The 24,793-nt window shown below is 69.0% G+C and carries 17 protein-coding genes and 6 pseudogenes; 10 read left to right on the top strand and 13 right to left on the bottom strand.

Annotated features, from left to right (window positions below):
- Positions 1–136 precede the first annotated feature (136 nt).
- The 5 genes and pseudogenes from lipA to ACODNG_RS12470 all read left to right on the top strand — a co-directional run bounded on the left by lipA (position 137) and on the right by ACODNG_RS12470 (position 5,510).
- A pseudogene (gene lipA, locus ACODNG_RS12450) lies at positions 137–1,119 on the top strand (lipoyl synthase).
- A 115-nt stretch (positions 1,120–1,234) separates the two neighbouring features.
- Complete coding sequence (locus ACODNG_RS12455; RefSeq protein WP_434521567.1) at positions 1,235–2,356, top strand: branched-chain amino acid ABC transporter permease; 1,122 nt, start codon at positions 1,235–1,237, stop codon at positions 2,354–2,356.
- Positions 2,353–3,708, top strand: a complete 1,356-nt coding sequence (locus ACODNG_RS12460) for a branched-chain amino acid ABC transporter permease (RefSeq protein ID WP_434521568.1) — start codon at positions 2,353–2,355, stop codon at positions 3,706–3,708. The genes ACODNG_RS12455 and ACODNG_RS12460 overlap by 4 nt, the downstream gene beginning before the upstream one ends.
- Positions 3,701–4,634: pseudogene (locus ACODNG_RS12465) on the top strand (ABC transporter ATP-binding protein). The gene ACODNG_RS12460 and the pseudogene ACODNG_RS12465 overlap by 8 nt, the downstream one beginning before the upstream one ends.
- Positions 4,631–5,510: pseudogene (locus tag ACODNG_RS12470) on the top strand (ABC transporter ATP-binding protein). Before ACODNG_RS12465 ends, ACODNG_RS12470 begins: the two co-directional pseudogenes overlap by 4 nt.
- A gap of 418 nt (positions 5,511–5,928) precedes the next feature.
- Here ACODNG_RS12470 and ACODNG_RS12475 read toward each other — a convergent pair.
- A complete protein-coding gene (locus ACODNG_RS12475) occupies positions 5,929–7,320 on the bottom strand; it encodes an ABC transporter substrate-binding protein (protein ID WP_434521569.1) in 1,392 nt (463 codons plus the stop codon).
- A gap of 207 nt (positions 7,321–7,527) precedes the next feature.
- Positions 7,528–9,186 (bottom strand): gamma-glutamyltransferase family protein, encoded by a 1,659-nt coding sequence (locus ACODNG_RS12480; protein WP_434521570.1) that lies wholly within the window; start codon positions 9,184–9,186, stop codon positions 7,528–7,530.
- Positions 9,187–9,562: 376 nt separating this feature from the next.
- On the opposite strand from ACODNG_RS12480, the gene ACODNG_RS12485 reads away from it, so the two are divergent.
- Positions 9,563–9,772: a DUF1328 domain-containing protein gene (locus ACODNG_RS12485; protein ID WP_434521571.1), complete on the top strand. Its 210-nt coding sequence runs from the start codon at positions 9,563–9,565 to the stop codon at positions 9,770–9,772.
- Positions 9,773–10,242: 470 nt separating this feature from the next.
- Here the strand turns inward: ACODNG_RS12485 and ACODNG_RS12490 are convergent.
- From ACODNG_RS12490 to ACODNG_RS12500, 3 genes and pseudogenes are all read right to left on the bottom strand, one after another.
- Positions 10,243–10,714, bottom strand: a pseudogene (locus tag ACODNG_RS12490) (nucleic acid-binding protein).
- Positions 10,711–10,962, bottom strand: a complete 252-nt coding sequence (locus tag ACODNG_RS12495; RefSeq protein ID WP_434521572.1) for a hypothetical protein — start codon at positions 10,960–10,962, stop codon at positions 10,711–10,713. Before ACODNG_RS12495 ends, ACODNG_RS12490 begins: the two are co-directional and overlap by 4 nt.
- A 609-nt stretch (positions 10,963–11,571) precedes the next feature.
- Positions 11,572–12,229 (bottom strand): annotated as a pseudogene (locus ACODNG_RS12500) (HVO_0476 family zinc finger protein).
- A 190-nt stretch (positions 12,230–12,419) separates the two neighbouring features.
- Between ACODNG_RS12500 and prs the strand changes: the two are divergent.
- Complete coding sequence (gene prs, locus ACODNG_RS12505; protein WP_434521573.1) at positions 12,420–13,280, top strand: ribose-phosphate diphosphokinase; 861 nt, start codon at positions 12,420–12,422, stop codon at positions 13,278–13,280.
- 4 nt (positions 13,281–13,284) lie between these two features.
- Here the strand turns inward: prs and ACODNG_RS12510 are convergent, their stop codons facing one another.
- The 6 genes from ACODNG_RS12510 to ACODNG_RS12535 all read right to left on the bottom strand — a co-directional run bounded on the left by ACODNG_RS12510 (position 13,285) and on the right by ACODNG_RS12535 (position 18,140).
- Positions 13,285–13,848, bottom strand: a complete 564-nt coding sequence (locus tag ACODNG_RS12510; protein ID WP_434521574.1) for a maltose acetyltransferase domain-containing protein — start codon at positions 13,846–13,848, stop codon at positions 13,285–13,287.
- Between the two features lie 59 nt (positions 13,849–13,907).
- Positions 13,908–15,059, bottom strand: a complete 1,152-nt coding sequence (locus ACODNG_RS12515; protein ID WP_434523098.1) for an ATP-NAD kinase family protein — start codon at positions 15,057–15,059, stop codon at positions 13,908–13,910.
- 264 nt (positions 15,060–15,323) lie between these two features.
- Complete coding sequence (locus ACODNG_RS12520; protein ID WP_434521575.1) at positions 15,324–16,046, bottom strand: competence/damage-inducible protein A; 723 nt, start codon at positions 16,044–16,046, stop codon at positions 15,324–15,326.
- A gap of 77 nt (positions 16,047–16,123) precedes the next feature.
- Positions 16,124–16,903, bottom strand: coding sequence for a DUF5803 family protein (locus ACODNG_RS12525; RefSeq protein WP_434521576.1), 780 nt, complete (start codon positions 16,901–16,903; stop codon positions 16,124–16,126).
- Between the two features lie 14 nt (positions 16,904–16,917).
- A complete protein-coding gene (locus ACODNG_RS12530; protein WP_434521577.1) occupies positions 16,918–17,616 on the bottom strand; it encodes a DUF2110 family protein in 699 nt (232 codons plus the stop codon).
- Positions 17,616–18,140, bottom strand: coding sequence for a transcription factor (locus ACODNG_RS12535; protein WP_434521578.1), 525 nt, complete (start codon positions 18,138–18,140; stop codon positions 17,616–17,618). Before ACODNG_RS12535 ends, ACODNG_RS12530 begins: the two co-directional genes overlap by 1 nt.
- Before the next feature lie 221 nt (positions 18,141–18,361).
- Between ACODNG_RS12535 and ACODNG_RS12540 the strand changes: the two genes are divergently transcribed.
- Positions 18,362–19,327 (top strand): hypothetical protein, encoded by a 966-nt coding sequence (locus tag ACODNG_RS12540; RefSeq protein ID WP_434521579.1) that lies wholly within the window; start codon positions 18,362–18,364, stop codon positions 19,325–19,327.
- Between the two features lie 70 nt (positions 19,328–19,397).
- On the opposite strand, the gene ACODNG_RS12545 is transcribed toward ACODNG_RS12540, so the two are convergent.
- Positions 19,398–20,909: a PAS domain-containing protein gene (locus tag ACODNG_RS12545; protein WP_434521580.1), complete on the bottom strand. Its 1,512-nt coding sequence runs from the start codon at positions 20,907–20,909 to the stop codon at positions 19,398–19,400.
- A 74-nt stretch (positions 20,910–20,983) separates the two neighbouring features.
- Between ACODNG_RS12545 and ACODNG_RS12550 the strand changes: the two are divergent.
- Positions 20,984–22,474: pseudogene (locus ACODNG_RS12550) on the top strand (ATPase domain-containing protein).
- A 15-nt stretch (positions 22,475–22,489) separates the two neighbouring features.
- On the opposite strand, the gene ACODNG_RS12555 reads toward ACODNG_RS12550, so the two are convergent.
- On the bottom strand, positions 22,490–23,125 hold the full coding sequence (locus tag ACODNG_RS12555; protein ID WP_434521581.1) for a tRNA (cytidine(56)-2'-O)-methyltransferase: 636 nt from the start codon (positions 23,123–23,125) through the stop codon (positions 22,490–22,492).
- A 170-nt stretch (positions 23,126–23,295) separates the two neighbouring features.
- Here ACODNG_RS12555 and ACODNG_RS12560 point away from each other — a divergent pair, with 170 nt between their 5' ends.
- Positions 23,296–24,369, top strand: coding sequence for a phosphoribosylaminoimidazolesuccinocarboxamide synthase (locus tag ACODNG_RS12560; protein WP_434521582.1), 1,074 nt, complete (start codon positions 23,296–23,298; stop codon positions 24,367–24,369).
- The last annotated feature ends 424 nt before the right edge of the window (positions 24,370–24,793 follow it).

Below are 24,793 nucleotides of genomic sequence, written 5' to 3' on the forward strand. Positions count from 1 at the left end.
AAATAATTATATCGCCTACTGGCCGGAGGATCCGCTGACGGCGCAGACCGAGGTGAGCCGATACGACGTTCGAAAACCCGGCAGCGGGAGACGATCCGACCCGCACCCTTTTGCGCTCGGACGCCAAGGGTCGACCATGGAACGCGGCCGCCGGAAGCCGGACTGGCTGAAGTCGCGCCCGCCGTCCGGGAGTCGGTTCACCGAGATCAAGTCCATCCTCCGCGACCATGACCTCCACACGGTCTGCGAGGAGGCGAACTGCCCGAACATGGGCGAGTGTTGGTCGGGGGTGCGAACGCGCCCCCGAACGGCGAGGCGGCGGACGCCGCCGAGGGCGGTCCCGGCGGCACGGCGACGTTCATGCTGATGGGCGACCGCTGCTCGCGCGGGTGTAACTTCTGTGACGTGGAGACGGGCGGGATGGAGGCGCTCGACCCCGACGAGCCGGCGAACGTCGCGGACGCGGTCGCGGAGATCGGTCTCGACTACGTCGTCCTCACGTCCGTCGACCGCGACGACCTCGCGGACGGCGGGTCGGCGCACTTCGCCGAGACGATCCGCGAGATCAAGCGTCGGGACCCGGAGATCCTCGTCGAGACGCTCATTCCGGACTTCGGCGGGGACCCCGAGGCGATAGACCGGATCATCGACGCGGGACCGGACGTGATCGCGCACAACGTCGAGACGGTCGAGCGGCTCCAGTGGCCGGTCCGGGACCGCCGCGCGAACTACGAGCAGTCCCTCGCGGTCCTCGATCGGGTCGACCGCGAGTCCGACATCCACACCAAGACGAGCCTGATGCTCGGCGTCGGGGAGTACGACCACGAGGTGTACCGGACGCTCGGCGACCTCCGCGAGGTCGGCGTCGACGTCGTCACCTTCGGCCAGTACCTCCAGCCCTCGCGCTCGCATCTGGACGTGTTCGAGTACGTCCACCCGGACGTCTTCGAAACGTGGCGACGGGTGGCCGAGACGGAGTTCGACTTCCTCTACTGTGCGTCGGGCGCCATGGTTCGGTCGTCGTACAAGGCCGGCGAGCTGTTCGTCGAGGCCCTGCTGCGCGAGGGACGGTCGCCCGAGGACGCGCGACGCCACGCGCGGGCCGCGGGAAGCGACTGAGACGCGGGTCCCGGAACTCGCCACCTTCGACAGCTGTCAGGCGCTTTCGAGGTCTTGTCCGAACAGCGAGTTATTTACCTCTCGGTGACCCACCCTGTCTCAGTGAGACGTACACATGGGAACAACTGACTCGTCGATCGTCGACTCAGTGCGGGCACGTCCGGGGCTTCTCTTCGTCGTCCTCCTCGGCAGCCTGCTCCTCGTCGACCTCGCGGCGAAACTCGCGGGGATCGGTCTCGGCCCGATCGGGGGGTCGCTCTCGGTCGACCGGCTCGGATCGAACCTCTGGAACGGCATCGTCATCGGCCTCGTGATCGGACTCGCGGGGATCGGGCTCTCGATGACGTACAGCATTCTCTCGTTCGCGAACTTCTCGCACGGCGACCTCGTCAGCGTGGGCGCGTTCTCCGGCTGGGGCGTCGCCTTCCTGATCGCCGGGTTCGGCGACGTTCCGGTCCGCGCGCTGCTGACCGTTCGGGACGCCGGGAGCGCCTCGCCGGGCGACATCGGCGCGCACATCCTCACGACGCCGGCCGCGATCCTCGTCGGACTCCTCGTGGCGTTCGTCGTCACCGCGCTGCTCGCGGTGGCGCTCGACCGGGCGTTCTACAAGCCGATGCGGGACCGCGACGGGATCTCGCTGCTCATCGCCTCCATCGGCGCCGCGCTGGTCGTGCGCTACCTGCTCCAGTTCGGCTACGGCTCCGACCGGCGCGGCGTGACCGCCAGCGTCGACGCGTCGAACCTCGCGTTCGGCCCGCTCGGACTCTCCGTGAACGCGCACGAACTCACCATCCTCGTCGCGGCGCTCGGCCTGATGCTCGCGATGGACGGCATGCTCCAGCACACGAAGCTCGGGACCGCGATGCGCGCGATGGCCGACAACAAGGACCTCGCGCTCATCACGGGGATTCCGGCCGAGCGCGTCGTCACCGCCACGTGGATCATCGGCGGCGGACTCGCGGGCGCCTCCGGCTATCTCTACGTCCTGCTCCGGGGGACGATCCAGTTCGACTTCGGCTGGCTCCTCCTGCTTCTCATCTTCGCGGCCGTAATCTTAGGCGGGATCGGCTCCGTCTACGGGGCCATCGTCGGCGGACTCGTCATCGGCGTCGTGTTCACGACCTCGACGATCTGGATCCCGTCCGACTTCAACCAGGCGGCGGCGTTCGCCGTGATGATCCTGATGCTGCTGTTGCGCCCCGAGGGGCTGTTCGGAGGTGTTTCGACGACATGAGCGACCCCGACGCGTCCGACGACTCCGCTTCCACGTCAGGCGACCCCGCGCCCGCGTCCGACCCGCCCGAGAGCGTCACCGCGGCGCTGGTCGAGGCCGCAAGAGAGAGCGACCTCGGACTCGTGGTCGGGACGCTGCTCGCGGTCTACGCGGCCGCGACGCTGCTCACGTTCACAGACGGACTCAACAGCGTGGTCGGGCTGCTTGAGACGCTGACCTTCCTCGGTCTCGTCTACGCGCTCACCGCGCTCGCCTTGAACCTCCAGTGGGGGTACACCGGTCTCTTTAACATCGGCGTCGCCGGCTTCATGGCCGTCGGCGTGTACACGATGGGGATGGTCGTTCGGTCGCCCGATCCCGCCTTCGGTCCGCCCGGACTCGGGCTACCGCTCCCGGTCGGTGTCCTCGCCGGGATGGGGATGGCGGCGCTGCTCGGTGCGCTCGCCGCTCTCCCGGCGCTGCGGCTCAAGGCCGACTACCTCGCGATCGTGACGCTCGGACTCTCCGAGATAATCCGCCTGTCGCTCCAGTCGAGCGCCTTCGACACGTTCCTGCGCGAGACGATCGGTGCCGGAACGGGCGGCGGCCGCGGGATGGGAATGCCGGACAACCCCGTCCGTGGCCTGTTCCTCGTCGACGGACAGGCGGGGAACCCGACCGCACTCGGCGACCTCGTCTTCGGGGTCTTCGGCACCGACGGTCTCGGCATCGCCCACACGATACTCATCGGCTGGGGGTACATCGCCGTTCTCGCCGGCTTCCTGATCGGCTTCTACCTCCTGCTCGAACGCCTCGGACGGTCGCCGTTCGGGCGGACGATGAAAGCCATTCGGGAGGACGAACTCGTCGCCAACTCGCTCGGCAAGGACGTGAACCTCGTGAAGATCAAGGTGTTCGTCATCGGCTGCGCGCTGATGGGACTCGCCGGCATCCTCTGGTTCGGCAGCCAGGGCAACGTCTCGCCGACGCCGCAGTTCCGGCCGCTCCTGACCTTCTACGTGTTCATCGCGGTGATCATCGGCGGCTCCGGGTCGAACACCGGCTCCGTCCTCGGCGGTATCGTCTTCGCCGCGGTGCTGTTCGAGGGGCCGCGGCGCGTCGGCGGGGCCGTCCGCGGTCTCATCGACGCGGAGACGCCGGCGTCGTTCGCCGACGCGGTCGCCTCGCTGGACCCGGTGATGTTCTTGGCGTACGCGACCGACAACGTCGCGCCGCTCCAGTTCGTCTTCCTCGGACTCGTGCTCGTGTTCATCATCCACCGGCGCCCGGAGGGGATCCTCGGCGACCGAATCGAGACGGCCGCGGCCGTCGACCTCTCGGAGCGGCCCGCCGGAGGTGAGTCCGATGAGTAGCGACGCGCCCGATCCGATCGACGACGCCGACGCGAACGACGCCGCAGACCCGGGAGACGCCGGCGCGGCCGACACCGTCGCGGCGGCGGACGGGCCGGACGACGAACCGGAGGCGAACGACAGCGCGGTCGAGGAGGCCGCGAAGCGCACCCCCTCGACGGTCCCGCTCCGCGTGGAGGGGCTGGTGAAGCGGTTCGGCGGCGTCACCGCGGTCGACGGCGCCTCCTTCGAGGTCGAGTCCGGATCGCTGACCGGACTCATCGGGCCGAACGGCGCCGGGAAGTCGACCACCTTCAATTGCATCACCGGCGTCCACGAGCCGACCGCCGGGAAGGTGTACTTCGACGGCGAGGACATCACCGGTCTCAGACCGCATCAGATCGCGCGGAAGGGACTGGTTCGGACGTTCCAGATCGCCCGGGAGCTCTCCGAGATGACCGTCTTGGAGAACCTCATGCTCGCGCCGCAGGGGCAGCTCGGCGAGTCCGCGATTCGGTCGGTCACGCCCGGGCTTCGCGGCGCGGTCGTCGAGGAGGAGACCGCGCTCCGCGAGCGCGCCTGGGAGACGCTGGAGTTCTTCGAGATCGACCACCTCGCGCACGAGCACGCGGGGAACCTCTCCGGCGGCCAGCGGAAGCTGCTGGAGATGGCCCGCGCGCTGATGACCGACCCCGAGATGGTGCTGCTCGACGAGCCGCTCGCCGGGGTCAACCCGACGCTCGAGGAGAAGCTCTTAGACCGGATCCACGACCTGCGCGCTGACGGCTACACCTTCCTGCTCGTCGAACACGACATGGACGTCATCATGAACAACTGCGAACGCGTCATCGTCATGCGATCAGGGCAGCGTGCTCGCCGAGGGGACCGGCGACGAGATACGGAACGACGAGCGGGTCATCGAGGCGTACCTGGGTGAGGACCTATGACCGCCGACGCCACGGGTGACGAGGCGGTGACCGACGCCGAGTCGACCGCGACGAACGCGCCGGCCGACGCCGCCTCCGCGACGGGCGGACATACCACCGACGCGGTCGACGTCGACTCGGACTCGGTCGAGACTGACGCCGACGCCGGAACCGATCACGCGATCGACGGGGACGCGATCCTCCGCATCCGCGACCTCGACGCGGGGTACGGTGACCTCCAGATCCTCTCGGACGTGGTCCTCGACGTCGCCGACGGGGAGTACGTGACCATCGTCGGTCCGAACGGGGCCGGCAAGTCGACGGTGATGAAGACCGTCTTCGGACTCACGACCCACATGGACGGCACCGTCGAGTTCGAGGGCGAGCCGATCCACGGGCTCGCGCCCGAGCGAGATCATCCGCGAGGGGATCGGGTTCGTCCCGCAGAACGACAACGTGTTCCCGGGACTCAGCGTCCGCGAGAACCTCGAGATGGGCGCGTACATCCTCGACGAGGTGCCCGAAGACCAGATCGAGACGATCTACGACCGCTTCCCGATCCTCCGGGAGCGCAGCGACCAGAAGGCGGGGACGCTCTCGGGCGGTCAGCGGCAGATGGTCGCGATGGGCCGAGCGCTCATGCTCGACCCCGACCTCCTGTTGCTCGACGAGCCCTCGGCCGGTCTCGCCCCCGATCTCGTCTCCGACATGTTCGACCGGATCGACCGAATCAACGAGGGCGGGACGGCGGTGCTGATGGTCGAGCAGAACGCGAAGGAGGCGCTGCGCCGCTGCGACCGCGGCTACGTGCTGGTGAACGGCGAGAACCGCTACACCGACCGCGGCGACGTGCTGCTCTCAGACGAGGATGTGCGGCGCGACTTCCTCGGCGGATAATCGCTTTGCTGCGGGAGGACGGTCGTTTATAAACCGGTTCCGGACGTTGCCGGCGGCTATTTATACGCGCCGACGGCGGATCGGCGGCGAACACCGCCAAAACCCCAGCTGCTCGGCGATACGCGCTCCACACCGCCACCACGAACCACACCGAAGCCCGAGCCGCTTGCTTATAAATGGGTGCTGGCGACTCCGCGGTGAACGCCTCCAAAGACCCAGCCGCGAGGGCCGCGCAGACGACGTAAGTAGCGCCGGCGACCTCGCGCGTGCGACTCGCGCCCTGCGGGCGCTCGTCGGCACGCGCCACCGCAGTATTTTATAAATCATTGTCGCGGTCATCCCTCGATCGCACTGCCTCTCCGGACCAGCACCGCTGCTCACGTGCCGCGGAAAATCGGAACAGACTCGGAGGAACTCCCTACTCGTTCAGCACGCTCGACCACTGGCTGGTGTACGTCGCCTGGTTCGGCTCGAAGGAGACCCGCTGGTCGATGGTGCCGTCGCGCTCCTCGAAGGCGTTCACGTACGCCTCCTCCAGCGACTGGCCGTAGGCGTCGTTGAGGTACAGCGTGCCGGAGGACTCGGCGCCGACCGTGTCGCTGACGGCGAGGTCGGCCATCGCCGGTCCCTGAAGCAGGTCGGAGGGCGCGGTCCGGAAGATGTAGCCGTTGTCCTCTAAGTCCGTCACGTTCGGGTCGGTCGACGACGGCGAGATGCCGACGACGCCGTTCGGGATGAACACCTGGTCGGCGACCTGAAGGTTGACGTTCGACGACGCCGGGCCGACGACCGCGCCGTAGCCGGCGTTGACGATGGCGTTCGCGCCCGAGATACCGGCCTGCGGATCGGTCTGGGTGTCCTCGACTCTGGTCTCGACGTCGACGTTAATGTCCGCGTCGTTGACCTGCGTGGCCGCGAGCAGTGCGCCGTCGCGGATCGGCACGCCGAGCGGACCGAGGTCGCCGGTCTCCGGCATCAACACGCCGATCCGAGCAGTGAAGGAGTCGACGCCGACCGGATCCGCGGCGGTCGCGTTCTGGTCCTCCTCCGAGAGCTCGTTCCCGAACTCGACGGTGTCGAGGGTGACGAGCTCGCCGTCTTGGAAATCCGTGATGTCGTAGGCGGCGGTGGCGACGTCGCCGTTCACGTCGAAGTTGACGCTCGACGACGCACCCACGTAGTGAACGGGGTCGCCGCCGGCGACGGTCTCGACCGCCTCCGGGAGGTCGGCCGGGCCGAACTCCTCGCCGCCGGGGTTCGCGACGGTCCGGATCCGGTCGCGGATCGCCTCGCCGTCGTTCTCGCCCGCGGCCGTGGCCGCGAGGATCTCGACCGCCATCGCGTCGTACGCCTGCGCGGTGAACACGCCTGGCTCCTCGTCGTACGCCTCCTGATACGACTCCGTGAAGAACTCCGCGCCGGGACCGCCCGCGGAGGGCGCGGTGCCGATGACGTTGTTCATGTCGTTGTCGACCTCGCCGGGGAGGTCGGCGTCGATCAGCCCGTCGGGGACGATGATGTCCAGGTCGGGCGCGCTGTCGGCGAACTCCGAGTAGAAGTCGCGGAACAGCTGAATGCCGGACTGCGGGAAGCCGACGACCATGACAGCGTCGGGAACGTCGCCGCCGTCGCTCCCATCTCCGCCGTCGGAACCGTCGGAGCCGTCGCCGCCGTCGGAACCGTCGGAGCCGTCTCCGCCGTCGCCGCCGTCGCCGCCGTCGCCGCTCTCCGTCGAACAGCCGGCGACAGCTGCGATCCCGACCGCACCGGCGCCTCTGAGTACGTCGCGTCGCTGGATTCTTCGCGTCATCCTGTGAGCGTATACCATACGAGTCGTTATAAGTGTATCCACGGCCACAAATACGACGGCGTTCGAATTCGGGCCGATCAGACGGGTTCTGTCGGAGACTTGTGCGTTCTACCGACCGTTCGCTGATCGACGACCGAGCGCGAACTCCGTTTCATATACATTACTTGATAGAAAACAACGCCGGCTCCGCGGACGAGAGGTTCCGTCTCAGTATCCCTGTGCGTTCCCGTCTTTCCGGGGTTCCGTGGCGGCCGAGAGGACTCCGTCTCGGTTCCGCGCGATCTGTGCCCCGCCGAACATGACCGGCGAGAGCGTCCGCACGTCGTGGTCCTTCCGGACCAGCTTCGCCGCGGCGGCGTCGTCGAAGTGCGGTTCGAGCGCCAGCTCGCCGCTCTCGCGGTAGCGCCAGCGCGGCTCGTCGAGCGCGCGCTGGAGGGGCATGTCGTAGTCGACGAGGTTCGAGATCACCTGGACGTGGCCCTGCGGCTGGATGTATCCGCCCATCACGCCGAAGGCGGCCCAGTCGTCCTCGTCGAATCGGACGACGCCCGGGATGAGCGTGTGGAAGGGGCGCTTGCCGGGTTCGAGCGCGTTCGGGTGGTCCGGGTCGAGCGAGAACGACGCGCCGCGGTTCTGGAGCGCGATGCCGGTGTCGCCGGCGACCAGCCCGGAGCCGAAGCCGGCGAACCGCGAGTTGATGTACGAGACGACGTTGCCCGCGTCGTCCGCGACGGTGAGGAGGACGGTGTCCGCGTCCTCGGCGTTCGCGTTCGGCACGCCGAAGGAGACATCGTGCGAGGCGGTCTCGCCGACGCCCGCGGCGCGCTCCGCGGCCCACTCGCTCGACGCGAGCGGCGGGACCTCCTCGTACTCGGGGTCGGTGATGTAGCGGTGGCCGTCGTGGAAGGCCCGCTTCAGCGCCTCGGCGAAGTAGTGGACGCGCTCCGGCGAGTCGTAGTCGTGCTCGCCCGCGCCCAGCTCGGCGGCGACGTTGAGCGCTTCGAGGGCGATCAGCCCCTGGTTGTTCGGCGGGAGCTCGTACACCTCAGCGCCGTTGTAGGTGGTCGACACCGGGTCGGGCCACTCGACCTCGAAGTCGGCGAGGTCGTCGACGGTCATGAACCCGCCCTGCGACTGGACCTCGTCGGCGATCGCCTCGGCGATCTCGCCCTCGTAGACGACATCCGCGCCCTCCTCGGCGATCTTGCGCATCGACTCGCCCAGGCGCGGCATCGTCACCGTCTGCCCGACGCTCGGCGGATCGTCGTCGAACAGGTACGCCTCGCGGGCGTGGTCGTCGGTGAACAGCGCGTCGGCGCTCGCCCAGTAGGAGGCGATCACCTCGGACACCGGGTACCCCTCGGTCGCGTAGCGGATGGCGGGCGCGAGCGCGTCCGCGAGGCTCAGCCGGCCCAGTTTCTCGACCGTCGCCTCCCAGCCGCGGGCCGTCCCCGGGACCGTGACCGCGTGCGGCCCGTAGAACGGCATCCCGGCCTCGCCCGCGTCGTCGACCGCGTAGCCGCCGTCGTCGGGGTAGTAGGCGTCGGCGTCGTCGTCCTCCGCTAACGCCGTCTTGACGTTCTCGATCGTCGCGTCCGCGGGCGCGCCGCCACAGGAGCGCATCGCGCCGACGTCGCCGTCGGCGGTCCGGTACAGCGCGAACACGTCGCCGCCCAGGCCGGTCGAGGTCGGCTCGACGACGTTGAGCGCGGCCGCGGTCGCGACCGCGGCGTCGAAGGCGTTGCCGCCCTCTCGGAGGACTTCGATGCCCGCCTCGCTCGCGAGCGGTTGGCTGGTTGCCACCACGCCGCGCTGCCCGTACACGGTCGACCGGCGCGACGTGAATCGGTCTAAGTCTGGCTCCATACGAACTCGTCCGGCGCCCGAGAGAATAAAGCCCCGACCGGATGTGTCCGGTGTCGGTCCGGCGCGACTCCCCCGGGCTCTCGCGTCACTCCTCGAACTCGACGTAGTGCCGCACCAGCCCGCACTCGGGACACATCACCGTCGTCAGGTCCGTGTGTTCGTTCACGCCGAGCTTGCCGAGCAGCCCCGCCCGCTTCTCGCCGATCTCGACGTACGCGTTTCAGGCGTCGCCCACGCCGAACCTGACCTCCTCCATCGTGGCGCCGCAGTCGGGGCAGCGGTGGTCCATGGGTGACGACTCACACACCGGCGTAAAAACGGTTCGTCCGCGTGATAGCCCTCGAATAACTAACCGGGTGGCGACGGTCGATAGGGTATGAACTTGGCCCAAGTGGTTCACGACGGAGCCGTGCTCGCCCCCCTCCAGTTCGGCGGGGACCTGATCGGACTGGCGATCGCCTTCCTTGTCCTCGCGGTCATCGCGGCGATCGCCGGCGCCAGCCGGGTCGCCGGGCTGAGCATGACCATCGCCAAGTGGCTCGTCATTATCTTCGTCGTGCTCGCGCTCGTCACGTTCTTCCTGTAATCGATCGCTCGACGCGACCGACGGTCAGGGCGGTCTCGCCCCTCGTCCGAGACGGTGATTTCCGTCGAAGCATCCAGATTTTCGCCGTACTCGCACCTCAAAAACGTTTCAGAGATTCGTGTAGTCTCCGCTCACTCGGCGTCGGTTCCGAAGCTGTGGCCTCGGCACTCACGACTCACAATCTATCCCTAGTGACTGTGTTCAGCGCGTCTATAGACACCGCTCTTCTGCGATCTGGCGGACTCAAACACCGTCGGTCAAGCGTGGAAGTTCTCGCCGCAACTTCGACACGTCACCCAGCCACTCGAAGCCTTCTGCCTTTTATCGCAGTGCGGACATGTCGTCCAAGATGTACCCCCGTAATAGGACATAGCGGAACGAGCGTTCTGTTAAATAATAAACGACGTCCAACCGGACCGGAAGTGAAGCGTGGTGACTGATCTATTCCACATCAGATGATCGGCTTGAAATCACGTTTCGTCCAGTAGTTCGATGCCACGTTCGACGACGGCATCGGTCACGAAGAGGCTCGTCTCACGCTGGAGTGCTCGCATTCGCGATGCCGCGTTGTCCCTATCGAGCAACCCGCGGCCGTACCCGAGCGCGACGACGCCGATAGAGCCGTGTACTTCGATCTCCGCGTCGGACGCCGTCTTTCGGGCGGGGAGGCCGTCAGTCAGGAGGGTGACTCCTCGGTCCTCTGCGATCGGCAATCGCGGCGCGTTCTCCGGCGTCCAGCTCTTCAAGCCCAACTCGGCTTTTATCGGCTTCGACAAGTTCGTACGAGAGATTGGTCAACCCGTCCGGAACACCGCCGGCATCGACCTCCTTGTAAACCGTCTCCGGAAGGAGAAGTGTGTCGAACGTCTCAAGCAGTTCGATCGAGTCGATTTCGGCGAGGTGAATGAGCGGTCCTGCGTCTGAGACGGCGGCGAGCGTCACGCGTTTAGGCCCCAGTCGACGTCTTCCTCGACGACTTCCCGCTCTCGCTCCGCTCGCTCGACTTTCGTCCGGCCGACTCGCTCGATTGCTTCCTCGCGGTCGAGTTCGCCGTCGAGGTACCGAGCGAGAACGAGATCCTCCCACAGGTCTTCGAGACCGCGTTCGAGTGCCTGTTCGAATACTTCGGACTCTGGAAGGCCGCGGGCTTCAGCGAGTTCTCGAACCCGATCGGAGATTTCGGCGGCCATATCGGCTGATTACTCGGCAACGTTCTTAAATCCGTGTCCGCCTAATCAGCGGGAACCTGACCGGGGCCTATGTCTACCGTGGCCATAACCAGATCCCCTCTGAGTTGCCATCTACCGTTAAAAACGGGGGCCTCGGCACTCATAGGGCTCGTCGTCGCCGGGTGCCGAGTCCGGCTCGGAGCGGTGGTTCGTCATCGGCCGCTCGTCGGTAGTCGCGCCGCCGAATAAAAGGATCCGGCCGCGTCGTCAGTGCGACGAGCCGGCGTACGCGTTCCAACGGTCGGTGCCGTTCGCAATCTGTCGGGTGTCCGACGGGTCGAACGTCCCCGCCGCCTGCGCGACCGCCTCGGCGGCGGTCGGCAGGTCGTCGGTTGCGTCGTCGGCGTTGTCCTCGTCGGACTCCGGGGACGACTTCGGTCGTTCGGTCGTCGGTTCGGTCTCGGTCGCCTCGCGCGTGCTCGGACCGCCGGGACCGGCCGTCGTCCCCGCCGTCGAGCGTGCGTCAGTCGTGTACTACGGGTGGCACGACTCGACTAATGGGCGTATCCTTCATAATTGTTTATGTTGGTACGAGCTTTCGCCGGCCGGGGTGAGGCGAGCGCGCCGCGCCTACCAGGCCGACCACGCGGTCAGCGTCTCGTCGCGGGCGTACACCCGCTTAAGGTCCTTCGCGTAGGCGAGGTCGCCGGGGTGGTCGAGCTTCTCGTGGCGGTACTCGGGCGCGTCCTCGCGGATCTCGAAGCCCCTCGACGGTGAACTCCTCCTCGCCGAACTCCACCGTCTCGTCGACGGTGAACTCGTAGTCGCCCGGGACGTTCACGCGCAGCGAGCGCGTCTGGTCTGCGTCGCCGTCCTTCGGGTGGAGCGTGACAGGGACCGCGACGTTGTCAACCGCGCGGGTCCACAGCGTCTCCACGTCGGTGATGTCGGCCTCCTCGACGCGGTTCTCCGGCCCGAGTTCGATGTCGGTGATCCGCACCTGCATCAGCGCCTCATCGGTGTCGACGACGAACTCCTCGCCCGTGGCGACGTCGCCGTCGGCGGGCACGTCCATCGTCGTCGTGAACGAGTCGCCGTCCTGCGAGACGACGATCGTCACGGCGACGGTCTCCTCCTTGGGGATCTCGGTCTTATGCGTGTGGTCGCACTCGGTACAGCGCACGGTGGCCTGCCCGCCCGGACTGAGGACCTCGTGGACGGTCGGCTCGGACGGCGAGCACGACGGACAGGGGAGTCCGACGCGCGCGCCGGCTTCGGTGTCGGTCATTGGCCGTTCGTACCCGCCGCGCCCGTGAATATCCGCCCCTGTGGGACCGGTGTGGGTCGCGCTCGCGTGGCGCGCGGCGGCGCGGCGACGCCGGTGGGCCGTCCCGAGCGCGGGGGTGGACCGCCCCGAGCGCGGGAGTGGGCCGCGCGGTAAGGAAACTGGTTTACCGGTGTCCGCGGAACGGTCGCCCATGATCGTACCCGGGTCCAGCTCGCAGCAGCTCGCGGCCGCGCTCGCCGAGGAGACGGACCGGGCGCTCGCGACCCCGACATACGACCGGTTCCCGGACGGGGAGGGGCTCGCCGCGGTGCCCGACTTCGACGCCGACGAGGCCGTGATCGTCGCCGCAACCGACTCCGACGAGGCGTGGGTGGAACTGCTCCAACTCCAAGACGCCGTCCGCGAGGCCGGCGCGACGACCGTGACGACCGTGATCCCGTACATGGGTTACGCGCGCCAGGACGCCTCGTTCGGCGAGGGCGAGCCGGTCTCCGCCCGCGCGATGGCGAGAGCGATATCGACTGGGGCCGACCGCGTCCTCCTCGTCAACCCCCACGAGGCGACGGTCGCCGACTTCTTCGAGGTCCCCGTCGAGACGGTCGACGCCGCCGGCGTCCTTGCCGGTCCGCTCCCCGTCGACCTCGACGACCCGCTCTTCCTCTCCCCCGACGAGGGAGCCATCGACGTGGCCGCCACCGTCCGCGACGCCTACGGCGCCGGCGAGACGGACTACTTCGAGAAGCACCGCGACCGCGAGACGGGCGCCGTCGCGGTGTCGCCCTCCGACGCCCCCGTGGCCGACCGGGACGTGGTCGTCGTCGACGACATCATCGCGACCGGGTCGACGATGAGTGAGTCGGTCGCCGTCCTCACCGACCGCGGCGCCGCGCGGGTGCTGACGGCCTGCGTCCACCCCGTCCTCGCGGCCAACGCGGTGACGAAGCTCCGCGCCGCCGGCGTCGACCGGATCGTCGGCAGCGACACCGTCGAGCGGGGCTGTAGCGTCGTCAGCGTCGCGCCCGCCGTGGCCGACGCGCTCGACGCTCCGTAACTGATCACTTCTCGTCGATTTCTCGGATCACCTCGGCCGGGTTGCCGCCGACCACCGTCCGCGCCGGTACGTCGTCGACCACGACGGCGCCGGCCGCGACGACCGCGCCGTCGCCGACCGAGGTTCCGGGCGTGATCACGGCCCGCCCCCCGATCCAGACGTCGTCGCCGACCGTGACAGGGTCGCCGAACTCGCGGCCGGTCGCGCGCTCCTCGGGGTCGATCGGGTGTGTCGGGGTGTAGACGTGGACGCCCGGCCCGAGCATACAGTTCTCCCCGAACGCGATCGGCGCGGCGTCCAGGAACACGCAGCCGAAGTTCGCGAAGAAGCCGTCGCCGACGCCGACGTTGTACCCGTAGTCGCAGCGAAACGACGGCAGGACCGTCGCGTCGCCGCGGACCTCGCCGAACAAATCCCGGAGGAGTCGCTCCCGGCGGTTGGTCTCCGTCGCGGCGGTGGCGTTGTAGCGGCGGCAGCGGTCCCTCGCGCGCCGGCGGTCGGCGACCAGCTCCGGCACCATCGGATCGTACGCCTCGCCGGCGAGCATCCGTTCCTTCTCGCGTCCCATACGACTCCCGCCCCGGCCACCGACAAAGGCCTGTCCCTCCCGAGAACCGGTGCGCCGCCTCAGACGATCTTCATCATCCGCGTCTCGAACTTCCCGACGCGGACGCGGACCCACCCCGCGAGTTCGTCGTCGAGGTCGGGTTCGTCGGTGTCGACGCGGAGTGCGCGCACGTCGTCGAGCTTTGCCCGCGAGGCGACGATCCGGAGGTCGCAGCGCCGGATCACGGCCGGCGAGATCTGTGGGTTGCCGCGGCCGAAGACGAACCCCTGCCCACCGATGGGGGAGACGACGATCACGTTCTCCTCGCCGAGCGCGTCGAGGATCTGCGCCTCCGTCGCGTCCCGGACGAGCACCTCGCCGTCCCGCCAGACGTCGACCCCGATCGGCGACGGCTCGAAGCCGAGTTCGTCCTTGATCGCGCCCACGGTCGACCCCGGGCCGAGGACGAAGGTGACTCCCTCGCCGTCGCGCTCGCGGATGTCGGCCGCGACGCCCTCGGCCAGCGACTCGACGGTCCCGCTCGCGGTCTGTTTCGACGACTGGAGGTCGTCGGCGACGGGAACGTGCGCGACCCCCCGAAGCTCCGGGTGGACCTCGCCCTCGCGGTAGGCGTCCTCGTCGATGTCCATCACCTCGCGGCGCTCGGTCCGCGAGAACGACGCCGCGACCTCGGCGGCGTCCTCCGGCGACACCGCGAACACCGACGAGTACACCTTCACGCCGGCGGGGACGCCGAGCATCGGCACGTCGGTCCCCTCCAAGGCCTCCGCGACGTCCGCGGCGGTGCCGTCGCCGCCGACGAACAAGACGAGGTCGACGGGGTCGGCGGCGGTCTCGTCCGAGGCCTCGCCGTCGTCGCCGTCGTCGATTCCCGCGAACGCCCGCACGACCGCCGCGGTGTGCGCCGCGGTCGTCTCCGTCGGCTCCGAGGTCGCCGTCTGCTCCGGCGCCTCTCCCTCGAACGGGTCGACGACGCGGACCGGGTCGAAGCCCGCCTCGCGGACGATTGACTCGCCCATCGGGTCCGCGGCCGCGGAGACGGTCGTCTCGGGGGCCACTGCGGCCAGCCGGTCGAGCATCCGCCGCGCTCGATCCGGCGCCCGCGGCTCCGCGCCGCGCTCGACCGCCTCGGCCACCTTCCCGTCGGTCCCCTTCAGGCCGACGCGGCCGCCCATGCCGGCGACCGGGTTCACCGCGATCCCCACGTGGATGCCCGACGTTCACCGCGCCGGCCTCTTAAGAGAGCCGCGTCCGGGCGGAGAGGGAGATCGGGACCGGCTCCCGGCGTCGGATCGCCCGAGAATCAATACTTAAGACGCCCCCAGAACAACCCCGAGATATGATCCTCGAAGCCGCCGTGACGGAGCCGCTGCCGATCAGCGCGACCGCGGGCGCGGTCCTGCTCGCGAGCCTCGCCCTCGTCGCCGTGTGGGTCGCGTACCTGTACCGGTAACCGAGCCGTCGCGACGCGACGCTCAGGCCGCCTCGTCCCCGACCGAGTCTCCGTCCGTTTCTTCGATCGCGTCCGCGTGTTCGCGGACCCACGCCGCCGCGCGCTCGGCCTCCGCCTCGCTCTCGGCGGTGATCTTCACCGTCACGACCCTGCCCGGATACGATCCGACTCGCACGTCGAACCGCTCCCGCAGCGTCGCGATCCGGTCGAGCAGCTCGCTCTCCGGCTCGTCGACGTCGACAGTGACCACGTGGGTGAGTGTCCCCGCGAACTCGTCTTCGACCAGCTCGAACATCGCTTTCATCTCGCCCGGAACCCCGGGCAGGACGTAGACGGAGTCGACAACGGCGCCGGGCGCGACCCCCGCCTCGTTCGGCAGCGGCCGGCAGTCGGCGGGGAGGTGCGTGGTCTCCGCCGCGAGGTCGCTCCCGCTGTACCCCCGCTCGGCGAGCCACGCGGCCGCCTCGGCGTTCTCGACGAGGTCACGTCCGAACGCGGCCGCGACGCCCTCCATCGTCACGTCGTCGTGCGTCGGCCCGAGACCGCCGGTAACGATCACCGCGTCGTACTCGGCGCGGTACTCGTTGACGACTCGCGCGATCTCGGCGACCTCGTCCGGCACGACGGTCACCCGCCGGACCCCGACGCCCCGGGCGTCGAGGCGGTCGCAGAGCCAGGTGGCGTTCGTGTTCTCGGTGTCCCCGACGAGGAGCTCGTCCCCGACGGTGACGACGGCGGCGTTCATACCGAACGCAAGCGCCGCGCGGTAGAAAAGGACCGCGGCGCGGGCGGGACCGGAAGGACGGCGGGCGGCCGCGCCCGCTACAGCCAGCCGTCGTCGTCCTCGTCGTCGTAGACGCCCAAGCCGAGGTCGCGGCGCTTCTGGCGGAGCGCCTCCAGCTGTCGCCGGAAGTAGACCGTCCCGGCGACCGCGGCGATCGCCCCGATGACGAGAATGACGCCGAACACCAGCAGGTCCCCCTCGCGGTACGACTGGACGACGATCGACCCGGTCGTCACCTCGTCCCAGACGATCCGGTCGCGGTCGCCGACCGTCTCGACCGAGTGGTCGCGCGGCGACACGTGGCCGACAATCGGGAACTCCGTGCTGAACTCCGGCGGCAGCGTCACGGCGTACGACCCCTCGACGTAGGCGCGCATGGTGAACCGGCGCGGCGACCCGTCGCCGGAGAACGCGAGCCTGCCGCCGGCCATGTCGTCCGCGAAGCGGATCCACGTCTCGTCGGTCGTCCGCTCGACCTCGCCGCCGCGGGCGCGGAACTCGCTGCCGGTGATCACCTCGCCGTCGGGGTACTGGTACCGGAGCGCCTCGAACTCCATCGGCTCGTCGCCCGCGTACGGCGTCTGCTCGTACAGCCGGATCTCCTCCCGGTCGCCGACCGCGTACACGACGGTGTACGTCGCGTCGGTCGAGAGGTCGAACGCGGCGTCCCGGTCCGTGTCGAAGTCGTACTCGCGGGGCGGCTCGGCGTCGAGCGTCTCGTTCGTCACCTCGCCGCCGCCGGTCGCGTAGCCGAGGCAGCCGGCGCTGGCAGCGAGGAGGGCGATCGCCGCCACCGCGAGCGCGAAGCGTCTGTTCACGTGTTCAACTCACCTCAGACGACGCAGCGCATCTCCGCCGGGAGGTACGAGCCGATGGCCGCGAGCAGTCCCGGCGGGTCGGTCCCCTCCGCGCAGACGATGCTCTGTTCGAGGAGTCCCAGCCGCTCGACGGTGACGATGTCCTGCGCGTGGCCCGCGCGGTTCACCGTCGCGCGCGTCTCGCCGCGGGTCGCGGAGTTGACGTTCACGCGCCCGTCGCCGCGCTGCCAGTCGTACAGGCGGTCGCGCTCGGCGTCGGCGAGCCGGGACGGCTCCGGCTCGTCGTCGCCGTCCGGGTCGCCCCCGTAGACGAACCGCATCGGGAGGTGCTGAACGAGTCCGAACCGCTCGACGACCTGCTGTGGCGAGCCGACGCCAAGCCCGAGTTCGTCGGCCGGGACGAACACGTCGACGCCGGCGTCGAGGGTGAACCCCACGTCGTCCCACGACTCGAGGGTGCCGACGTACTCCTCTCCGGACTCCAGTCCGCCGTCGTGGGCGACGATCTCGCCCCACGTCTCCGCGAGGACGTTGCGCGCGACCGGGGCGTCCTCGCCGGTCAGGTCGATCTGGACGAACTCGTCGTCGCGGACGCCGACCTGCCAGTCGACGTCGAGTTCGCCGACGTCATTGGCGACGAGCGAGTTCATGCCGTCGAGCGCGCGGTCGCGGGCGTCGCCCTCGACGTAGCACTTGGTTGCGAGGACGACCATCAGCCGGTCACGTCCACGTTGAGCTCGTCCCGGAGCCGGTCGATGCGCTCGTCCATCGCGTCGCGAAGCCGGTCGTTGTCCATCGCGTCCAGCGGCGAGCCGCACTCGGGGCACTCGAAGCCGAAGTCCATCGCCTCGCCGAACTCGAAGCGGATCGAACACACCTCACAGAGGTAGAACTCGTGGGTGCGCTCGTACTCCTCGCGCTCTTCGAGGGCGTCGAGCAGCCGGTACATCTCCTCTTGGAGGTTCTCCGGGATGTTGTCGTAGTGGAACGTCCACAGGTACGTGAGCCACCCGGAGTCCTCGTCGCGGACGCGGCGGTACGTCGCCAGGTCGTTCTCGTACAGGATGAACAGCGCGCGCCGCACGTCGTTGAGCTCTAGGCCCAGCTCCTCGGCCAACTCCTCGTCGGTGACCTCGCCGTCGGGCGGCGCGGCCGCGACCGGCATCCCCGTCGGTCCCACCAGCTCGTGGAGGTACTTCTGGATGACGGGGTCGTTCAGTAGATCCTCAAAAGCCATTACGCGAAACTGGTGGTGGAATCCGGTTAAAACCTCCGAAAGGCGCGGTCGTGCTCGTCCCGACGCGCGTCGGGACCGCCTCCGGGACCGCGCGGCCGAACCTCTCCCCCAACCGCTCGCCGAACCCCTCCCCGAACCGCCGCCGAACCTCTCCCCCAACCGCCGTCGACCCACCCGCGGGTCCGGCAGAGCTTTACGCGCCGTGGCTCACACTCGGCCGTATGACAGACTCGGTCGACGGACGGGGGCGACGCGCGCTCGGCGCCGTCGCGCTCCTCGCGGTCCCGGTCGTGCTGGCGGCGGTCCCGTTGGTCCCGGCCGCCGCGCTGCTCGGTCCCGGCGGACTGGGCGTGCTCCCGCTCGGCGCGCTCGGCGGACTGCTCGCGGCCATCGTCGTCGGCCCGGCCGCATCCGCGCTCCTCGGCCCGGTCCTCGTCGACAGGCGGATCGCTCGGCTCCCCGGCGCCGACCTCGACGACCGGCGCGCCGACTTCGTCGCCGACCGCGTCGAGTCGCTCGCGGCCGACGTCGGGGTCGACGTGCCCGAGATCACCGCGGTCCGCGCCGACGCCGCGAACGTCGCCGTCACAGACGGCTACCGCGGATCCCGACTGGTGGTCTCGACGCGCCTGCTCGCGCTGCCGAAGGCCGACCGCGACGCCGCGCTGCGCCACGCGCTCGTCAGGCTCCGGACGCGGCAGGCGCTGCTCACGACCGCGACGCTCCCGGCGCTGGCGGCCGTCGAGACCGCGGCGCTGCTCGCGACGCTGCTCGTGGGACGCCGCGGGGACCGCACCGCCGCGGACCGACGCGTCAACCGGATCCATGGATACGAGCCGGACCGCGAGCGCGTCCCGTCGTGGGCCTACGTGGCCGCCGGGGTCCTGTGCTGGCTGGTGCTGCTTCCGGCGTGGATCCCCGCGACGGTCGGCGACCGGCTCTCCGTCGCTGGCGGGCGCCGCGCCGCGGACGCGCTGGTCGCGCGGGCCGGGAGCGAGGAACGTGACGGGCTCGGTAACGCGGTCGCGTTCGCCAGTGACGCCGCGGGCGCCGGCGACTGGCCGCCCCTCCTCGACCGCCTCTCTCTGGTCTCCATGGCCGACGCCGAGACGGGTCGCGTGCGCGGGACGAGTCGCCAGGAGGGGCGGACCCGACTCGCGCGGCTCCGCTCGAAACGGGCGCTGTAGAGGCGGGTAGGGGCGTCGTAGAGGTGGGTAGGGTGCTGTAGGGGCGGCCGGCCGCGTGGCTTCGACCGACTCAGGGATGGGTCGGGACCTCCAGCCGGATGGTCGTCCCGTCCTCGCCGGTGTCGACGGTAAAATCGCCGCCTGCCTTCCCCACGACCCAGTACATGAGCCAGATGCCGAGGCGGTCGGCGTGGGTCAGCGACGTCTCGCCCGACTCCAGCACCTGCGTCTCGTGGTCGGGGATCCCCGGGCCGTTGTCCTCGATCGCGATCGCGATCCACCCGGGAGGGTCTCGCTCGACGCGCACCTCGACCGACGGCGTCGCCGCGTCGTTGTGTTTCACCGCGTTCTCGACCGCCTCCTCAATGGCGACGGTCAGGCCGACGACCGCAACCTCGATCGGGTCGTCGTCGGGCAGCGACAGCGTCAGATCCGCGTGCGGGTAGCGGCTCCGGATCCGGTTCCGGAGTTCGATCAGTTCCACCTGGAGATCGACCGCCGCCTCCGACGCCGAGAGGGTCTCGTCGACCGTCCGGACCGCCTCCGCGATCCCCGTGAGGTCGTCCGCCGTTTCCCCGATCACGTCCAGCGACCGGCGGCGCATCTCCTCGCCGGGGTCGCCCCGGAGCAGATCCGCGTACCCCGAGATGAGGTTCATCTTGTTCCGGAGGTTATGGTTGAGCACCCGAGTCATCACCTCCAGCCGTCGCTCTCGGATCTTCCGTTCGGTGATGTCGGTCTGGAACCCCACGAAGTGCGTGGTACTCCCCTCCTCGTCGCGGAGCGGCGCGATGGTGACTCGGTTCCAGAACTTCTGGTCGTTCGCGCGGTAGTTGAGAATGTCGACGCTCACGGGTCGCTCCTCGTCGAGCGCCGCTCGGATCTCCTCCGGCGTCTCGTCGGCTGTGTCCGGTCCCTGAAGGAACCGGCAGTCCTCGCCGAGCATCTCCTCGCCGTAGCCGGTCAGCTCCTCGAACCCCTGGTTGTGGTACACGAGCGGGTTGTCGTCGCCCCCCGTCGCACGCGCGAGGGTGATCCCGACGGGCGCCTCGTCCATCGCTTGCTCTTTGAGCCGCAGGTCCGCGACGGTTCGCCTGAGCCGGAGCGAGGTCGTCCGCCGCTCGATCAGGTTCGAGACCCGCGTGAGGAGCGCCCGCCGCCCCACCGGCAGTTCGACGACGTCGTCGACGCGCTGCCACGCGCGGTCGTCCAGCCCGCTCCGTGACCCGTCGCTCGCCAGCAACACGAACGGCAGGAATACGGGGTCGGCGCGCTCGCGCCGCGAGTCGACCGCCTCGCCAGCGGCGTCGAAGGCGTCGGCATCGAGGAGACAGCAGTCGAACTCGCCGTCGAGCGCGGACGGCGCGGCGGCGGTTCGGATCTCGTACCGCTCGCCCAGCGCCTCGGCGAGCAGTTCGCGGTCGCGGTCGCCGTCCATCAGGAGGAGGACGGTCGCGTCGCCGTCCGGTCGCGGGGCGAGGTCGTCACCACGAGCGTCGTCACCGGCTGGAACGTCGTCGCCGTCCCGTTCCGCAGACTCGTCGCCGTCGGCACCGGCTTCGGGATCCGACTCCGAATCCATCTCTATTTCAGTGAGGCGGGGAACGCACTAAGAACTACCCCATTTATATGACCGTCCCGCTCGATTGGTAAGGCATGACACCACCGCTGTCCGAGCGAGCGTCGACCGGCATCGTCGGGCTCGACGAGGTGCTGTTCGGAGGCCTCGTTCCAGAACGGAGCTACATGGTCCGCGGACAGGCGGGGAGCGGGAAGACGATCCTGAGCTTCCACTTCCTCCAGCAGGGGATCGACGAGGGGGAGACGGCGCTGTTCATCAACCTCGAAGAGGACCTCCGAGACCTGAAGACGAATGCGGCCGCGCTCGGCTTCGACACTGACGCGATAGAGTTCCTCGATCTGAGTCCCAGCGCGGACGCGTTCGTCGGGGACGAATCGTACGAGGTGTTCGAGCCGGCCGAGGTCGAACGGGAACCGCTAACCGACCGGATCGTCGAGGGCGTCACCGCGGTCGATCCGGACCGCGTCGTCGTCGATCCGCTGACGCAGCTCCGGTTCCTGTTGTCCGACGACTACCAGTTCCGGAAGCAGGTGGTCGGATTCATGCGATTCGTGAAAGACCGCGAGTCGACGGTGATTTTCACCGTCCAGAACACCGAGTCGCTGCCGACGGACGACTTGGAGTTCATCACCGACGGGACGATCCGACTGAACGCCGCGTCGTACGGCAAGACGGTCGACGTGCCGAAGTTCCGTGGTTCGGCGACGCAGGGCGGCGACCACGCGTACCGGATCACCGACTCGGGCATCGAGGTGTATCCGGCGCTCCAGCCCGGAGCGCACCGCGGAGAAAGCAGCGGGTTCGAGCAGATATCCTCCGGGATCCCCGAGGTCGACGAGCTACTTCACGGTGGGATCGAACGTGGTACCGTCAGCATCGTGAGCGGGCCGACCGGCGTGGGGAAGACCACTCTCAGCACCCAGTTCATGAAGGAGGCCGCCGGCCGGGGGAACGCTCGGTCATCTACCTGTTCGAAGAGACCCGAGGGACGTTCCTCTCCCGGTCGCGGGCCGTCAACATCCCGGTAGACCAGATGATAGAGAAGGGGACGCTCCAGGTGAACGAGGTCGAGGCGTTGGAGCGGTCGCCACAGGAGTTCGCGCGGATGGTCCGCGACGAGGTCGAAGAGCGGGGCGCCGATATCGTCATGGTCGACGGCATCTCCGGCTACCGGCTGACGCTCCGGGGGGAAGACCAGCAGATGCTCCAGCAGATCGGACGCGCTCGGCCGGTACCTCAAGAACGCGGGCGTCACGGGCGTGTTTATCGACGAGACGCAGAACGTCACGGGCGAGTTCCACGCGACGATGGAGAACATCAGCTACCTCGCCGACAACATCGTCTTCCTCCGGCACCTCGAGGTCAACGGCGAGATCCGCAAGGCGATCGGCGTCCTGAAAAAGCGGACGAGCGACTTCGAGCGGACGATCCGCGAGTTCAAGATTACGGAACACGGGATCACCGTCGGCGAGCCGATGTCCGGGCTTCGTGGCATCCTGAGCGGCACGCCGGAGGTCGTCGAGGAGTCGGAACGGAAGTCGAAGCGCGGCGACTGGGACGAGTAGGCGCGCGGGAACGACTCAGTCGCGGTCGCCGGTTTCGGATCCCTCGTCGGAGTCCGCGGCCGCGTCGTTCTCGGACTCCTCCTCGGTGTCGACCACCGTCTTCCCGGTCGCCTCCGGCACCACCCGGCGGTCGGCATTCTCCCACTCGCGGTCCAGCTCCGCGCCCTCGAACAGCCGGTCGAGGAACACCGCCAGCCCGGCGACCTCGGAGTGCGGCTGGTTCGTCACGCCCACGTTGAAGTCGGCGCGCTCGTACAGCGCCCACGGGACCTTCTCGCCGCCGACCACAACGAGGAGGTCGCGCGGGGGCGACGCCTCTTCGATCACGTCCGGCCCGTCGAGTCCGACCGCCTCGCGAACGTCCGCTTCGACGTCCTGAACGCGCTCACCGTACATCGTGAGGTGGACGACGACCCCCTCGAAGTTCCGGACGATCGCCTTCTGGTCGTCGCGGAGTTCGACCGCGAACGGCCCGCCGAACCGGTCGGTGATATCGCGGACCGTCTCCGCCGACTGCCCGGCGTTGTCCGGGAAGATCACCCGGTCGGCGCCGAGCGCCCGCGCCGTGAGTCCGACGTGCGTCGTCATGCGGTCGTCGCGCCCCGGCCGGTGGCCGTACCGGAGGACGACGACCTCGCGCGCATCGTTCATGCCACGTGCTGGGGGGCGAATCCGGGTGTCGCTTTCGATGCGAGCGCGCGCGGTCGACGACGCTCGTCGAACCCGTTTCGATCCGTTTTCGTGGATCGAATTGGTTCGAAGACCGTCCATGTAACCACGTAACTGAAAGTTTCATGTGGGAGGCGGTCGCGGTGTGAGGCATGACGAGCGTCAAGGAGTTCCGCGTCGACGAGCCGGCGACCGCCGACGGACTCGGTCGGGGGCGGTTCGTCTTCACGGACGCCTACTCGGTGTTCGACTGGGGACAGATGCCCGACGCGATCCCGAACAAGGGCGCGAGCCTCTGTGCGATGGGCGCGTTCAACTTCGAACTGCTGGAGCGTGAGGGGGTCCCGACCCACTACCGCGGTGTCGCGGACCCCGGTCGGGACGCCGACGCGGGCGACGGGGGTGCGCCCGAGGTCGTCCCGCTCGACGAGGCGACTGCCCCGCCGACGGAGATGGCCATCGACCTGACGCAGGTACCCGACCTCCCGTACGAGGGACCGCACGCCGGCTACGACTACGACGCCTTCCACGCCGCGGGCGGGGAGAACTACCTCGTCCCGCTCGAAGTGGTCTTCCGCAACCGGGTCCCGGTCGGGTCCAGCCTGCGGAGGCGAACCGACCCCGCCGGTTTCGGCCTCGACGACCTCGGCGGCGCCGACGGCGAGTGGCCCGACGAGCCGGTCGACCTCCCCGAACCCGTCGTGGAGTTCTCGACGAAGTACGAGCAGCAGGACCGCTACCTCACGCGCGCCGAGGCCGACGAGGTCGCGGGCGTCGCCGACATTGAGGCCCTCGAATCGCTCGCGCGCGACGTGAACCGCGTCGTCACCGAGCGCGCCGAGGCGACCGGGTTCGTCCACGAGGACGGCAAGATCGAGTGCCTCTACGTCGACGGCGACCTCCGCGTCGCCGACGTGGTCGGCACCTTCGACGAGAACCGGTTCTCCTACGGCGGCCGGGGAATCTCGAAGGAGGTCGTCCGCCAGTGGTACAAGGCAAACGACCCCGACTGGGTTGAGGCCGTCAAGGCGGCGAAGGAGTCGGTGGCGGGCCGCGAGACGGACGACTGGCGCGAGCTCTGCGATGAGTCGCCCGACCCGCTGCCGCCCGCGGTCGTTGAGGCCGTCTCGGACCTGTACGCGGCCGGGACGAACACATACACGGACCGCGAGTGGTTCGACGTCCCTGACGTCGAGGCGGCGCTCGACGCGGTCGACGACTTATAAATCGCTGATAGTGGATCGGCGGTAACCACCGCCAACGCCCCAGCCACTCACTTATAAATAGAATATAGCGGATCGGCGGCGAACACCTCCAAATCCCCAGCCGGGAGGCGGGCGCACGCTCGTTGTCGCCCGAAAATCTCCGATTTTCGGGATGACGAGAGAGCAAAGCTCTCTCGAACCACGCGCTTCAGTCGCTCGCGTTGCTCGCTCCCTCCAGTGCTTGCGACGCCTGCGTCCGCCTCCCGGCTGCCCCTTTGAGTCCCACCCCGCACCGCGACCGCACCTCACGCCTCCCCAGCCTCGTCGGTCGCCTTCGCTCCGCTCGGCGACCGACTCCCTCGCGCGTGCGACTCGCGCCCTCCGGGCGCTCGTCGGCACGCGCCACCGCACCGGTTTATAAGCGATCAACGCTGTCACTCACTGG

The sequence above is a fragment of the Halorubrum sp. AS12 genome, from assembly GCF_051122765.1.
In the GTDB taxonomy this organism is placed as follows: domain Archaea; phylum Halobacteriota; class Halobacteria; order Halobacteriales; family Haloferacaceae; genus Halorubrum; species Halorubrum trapanicum.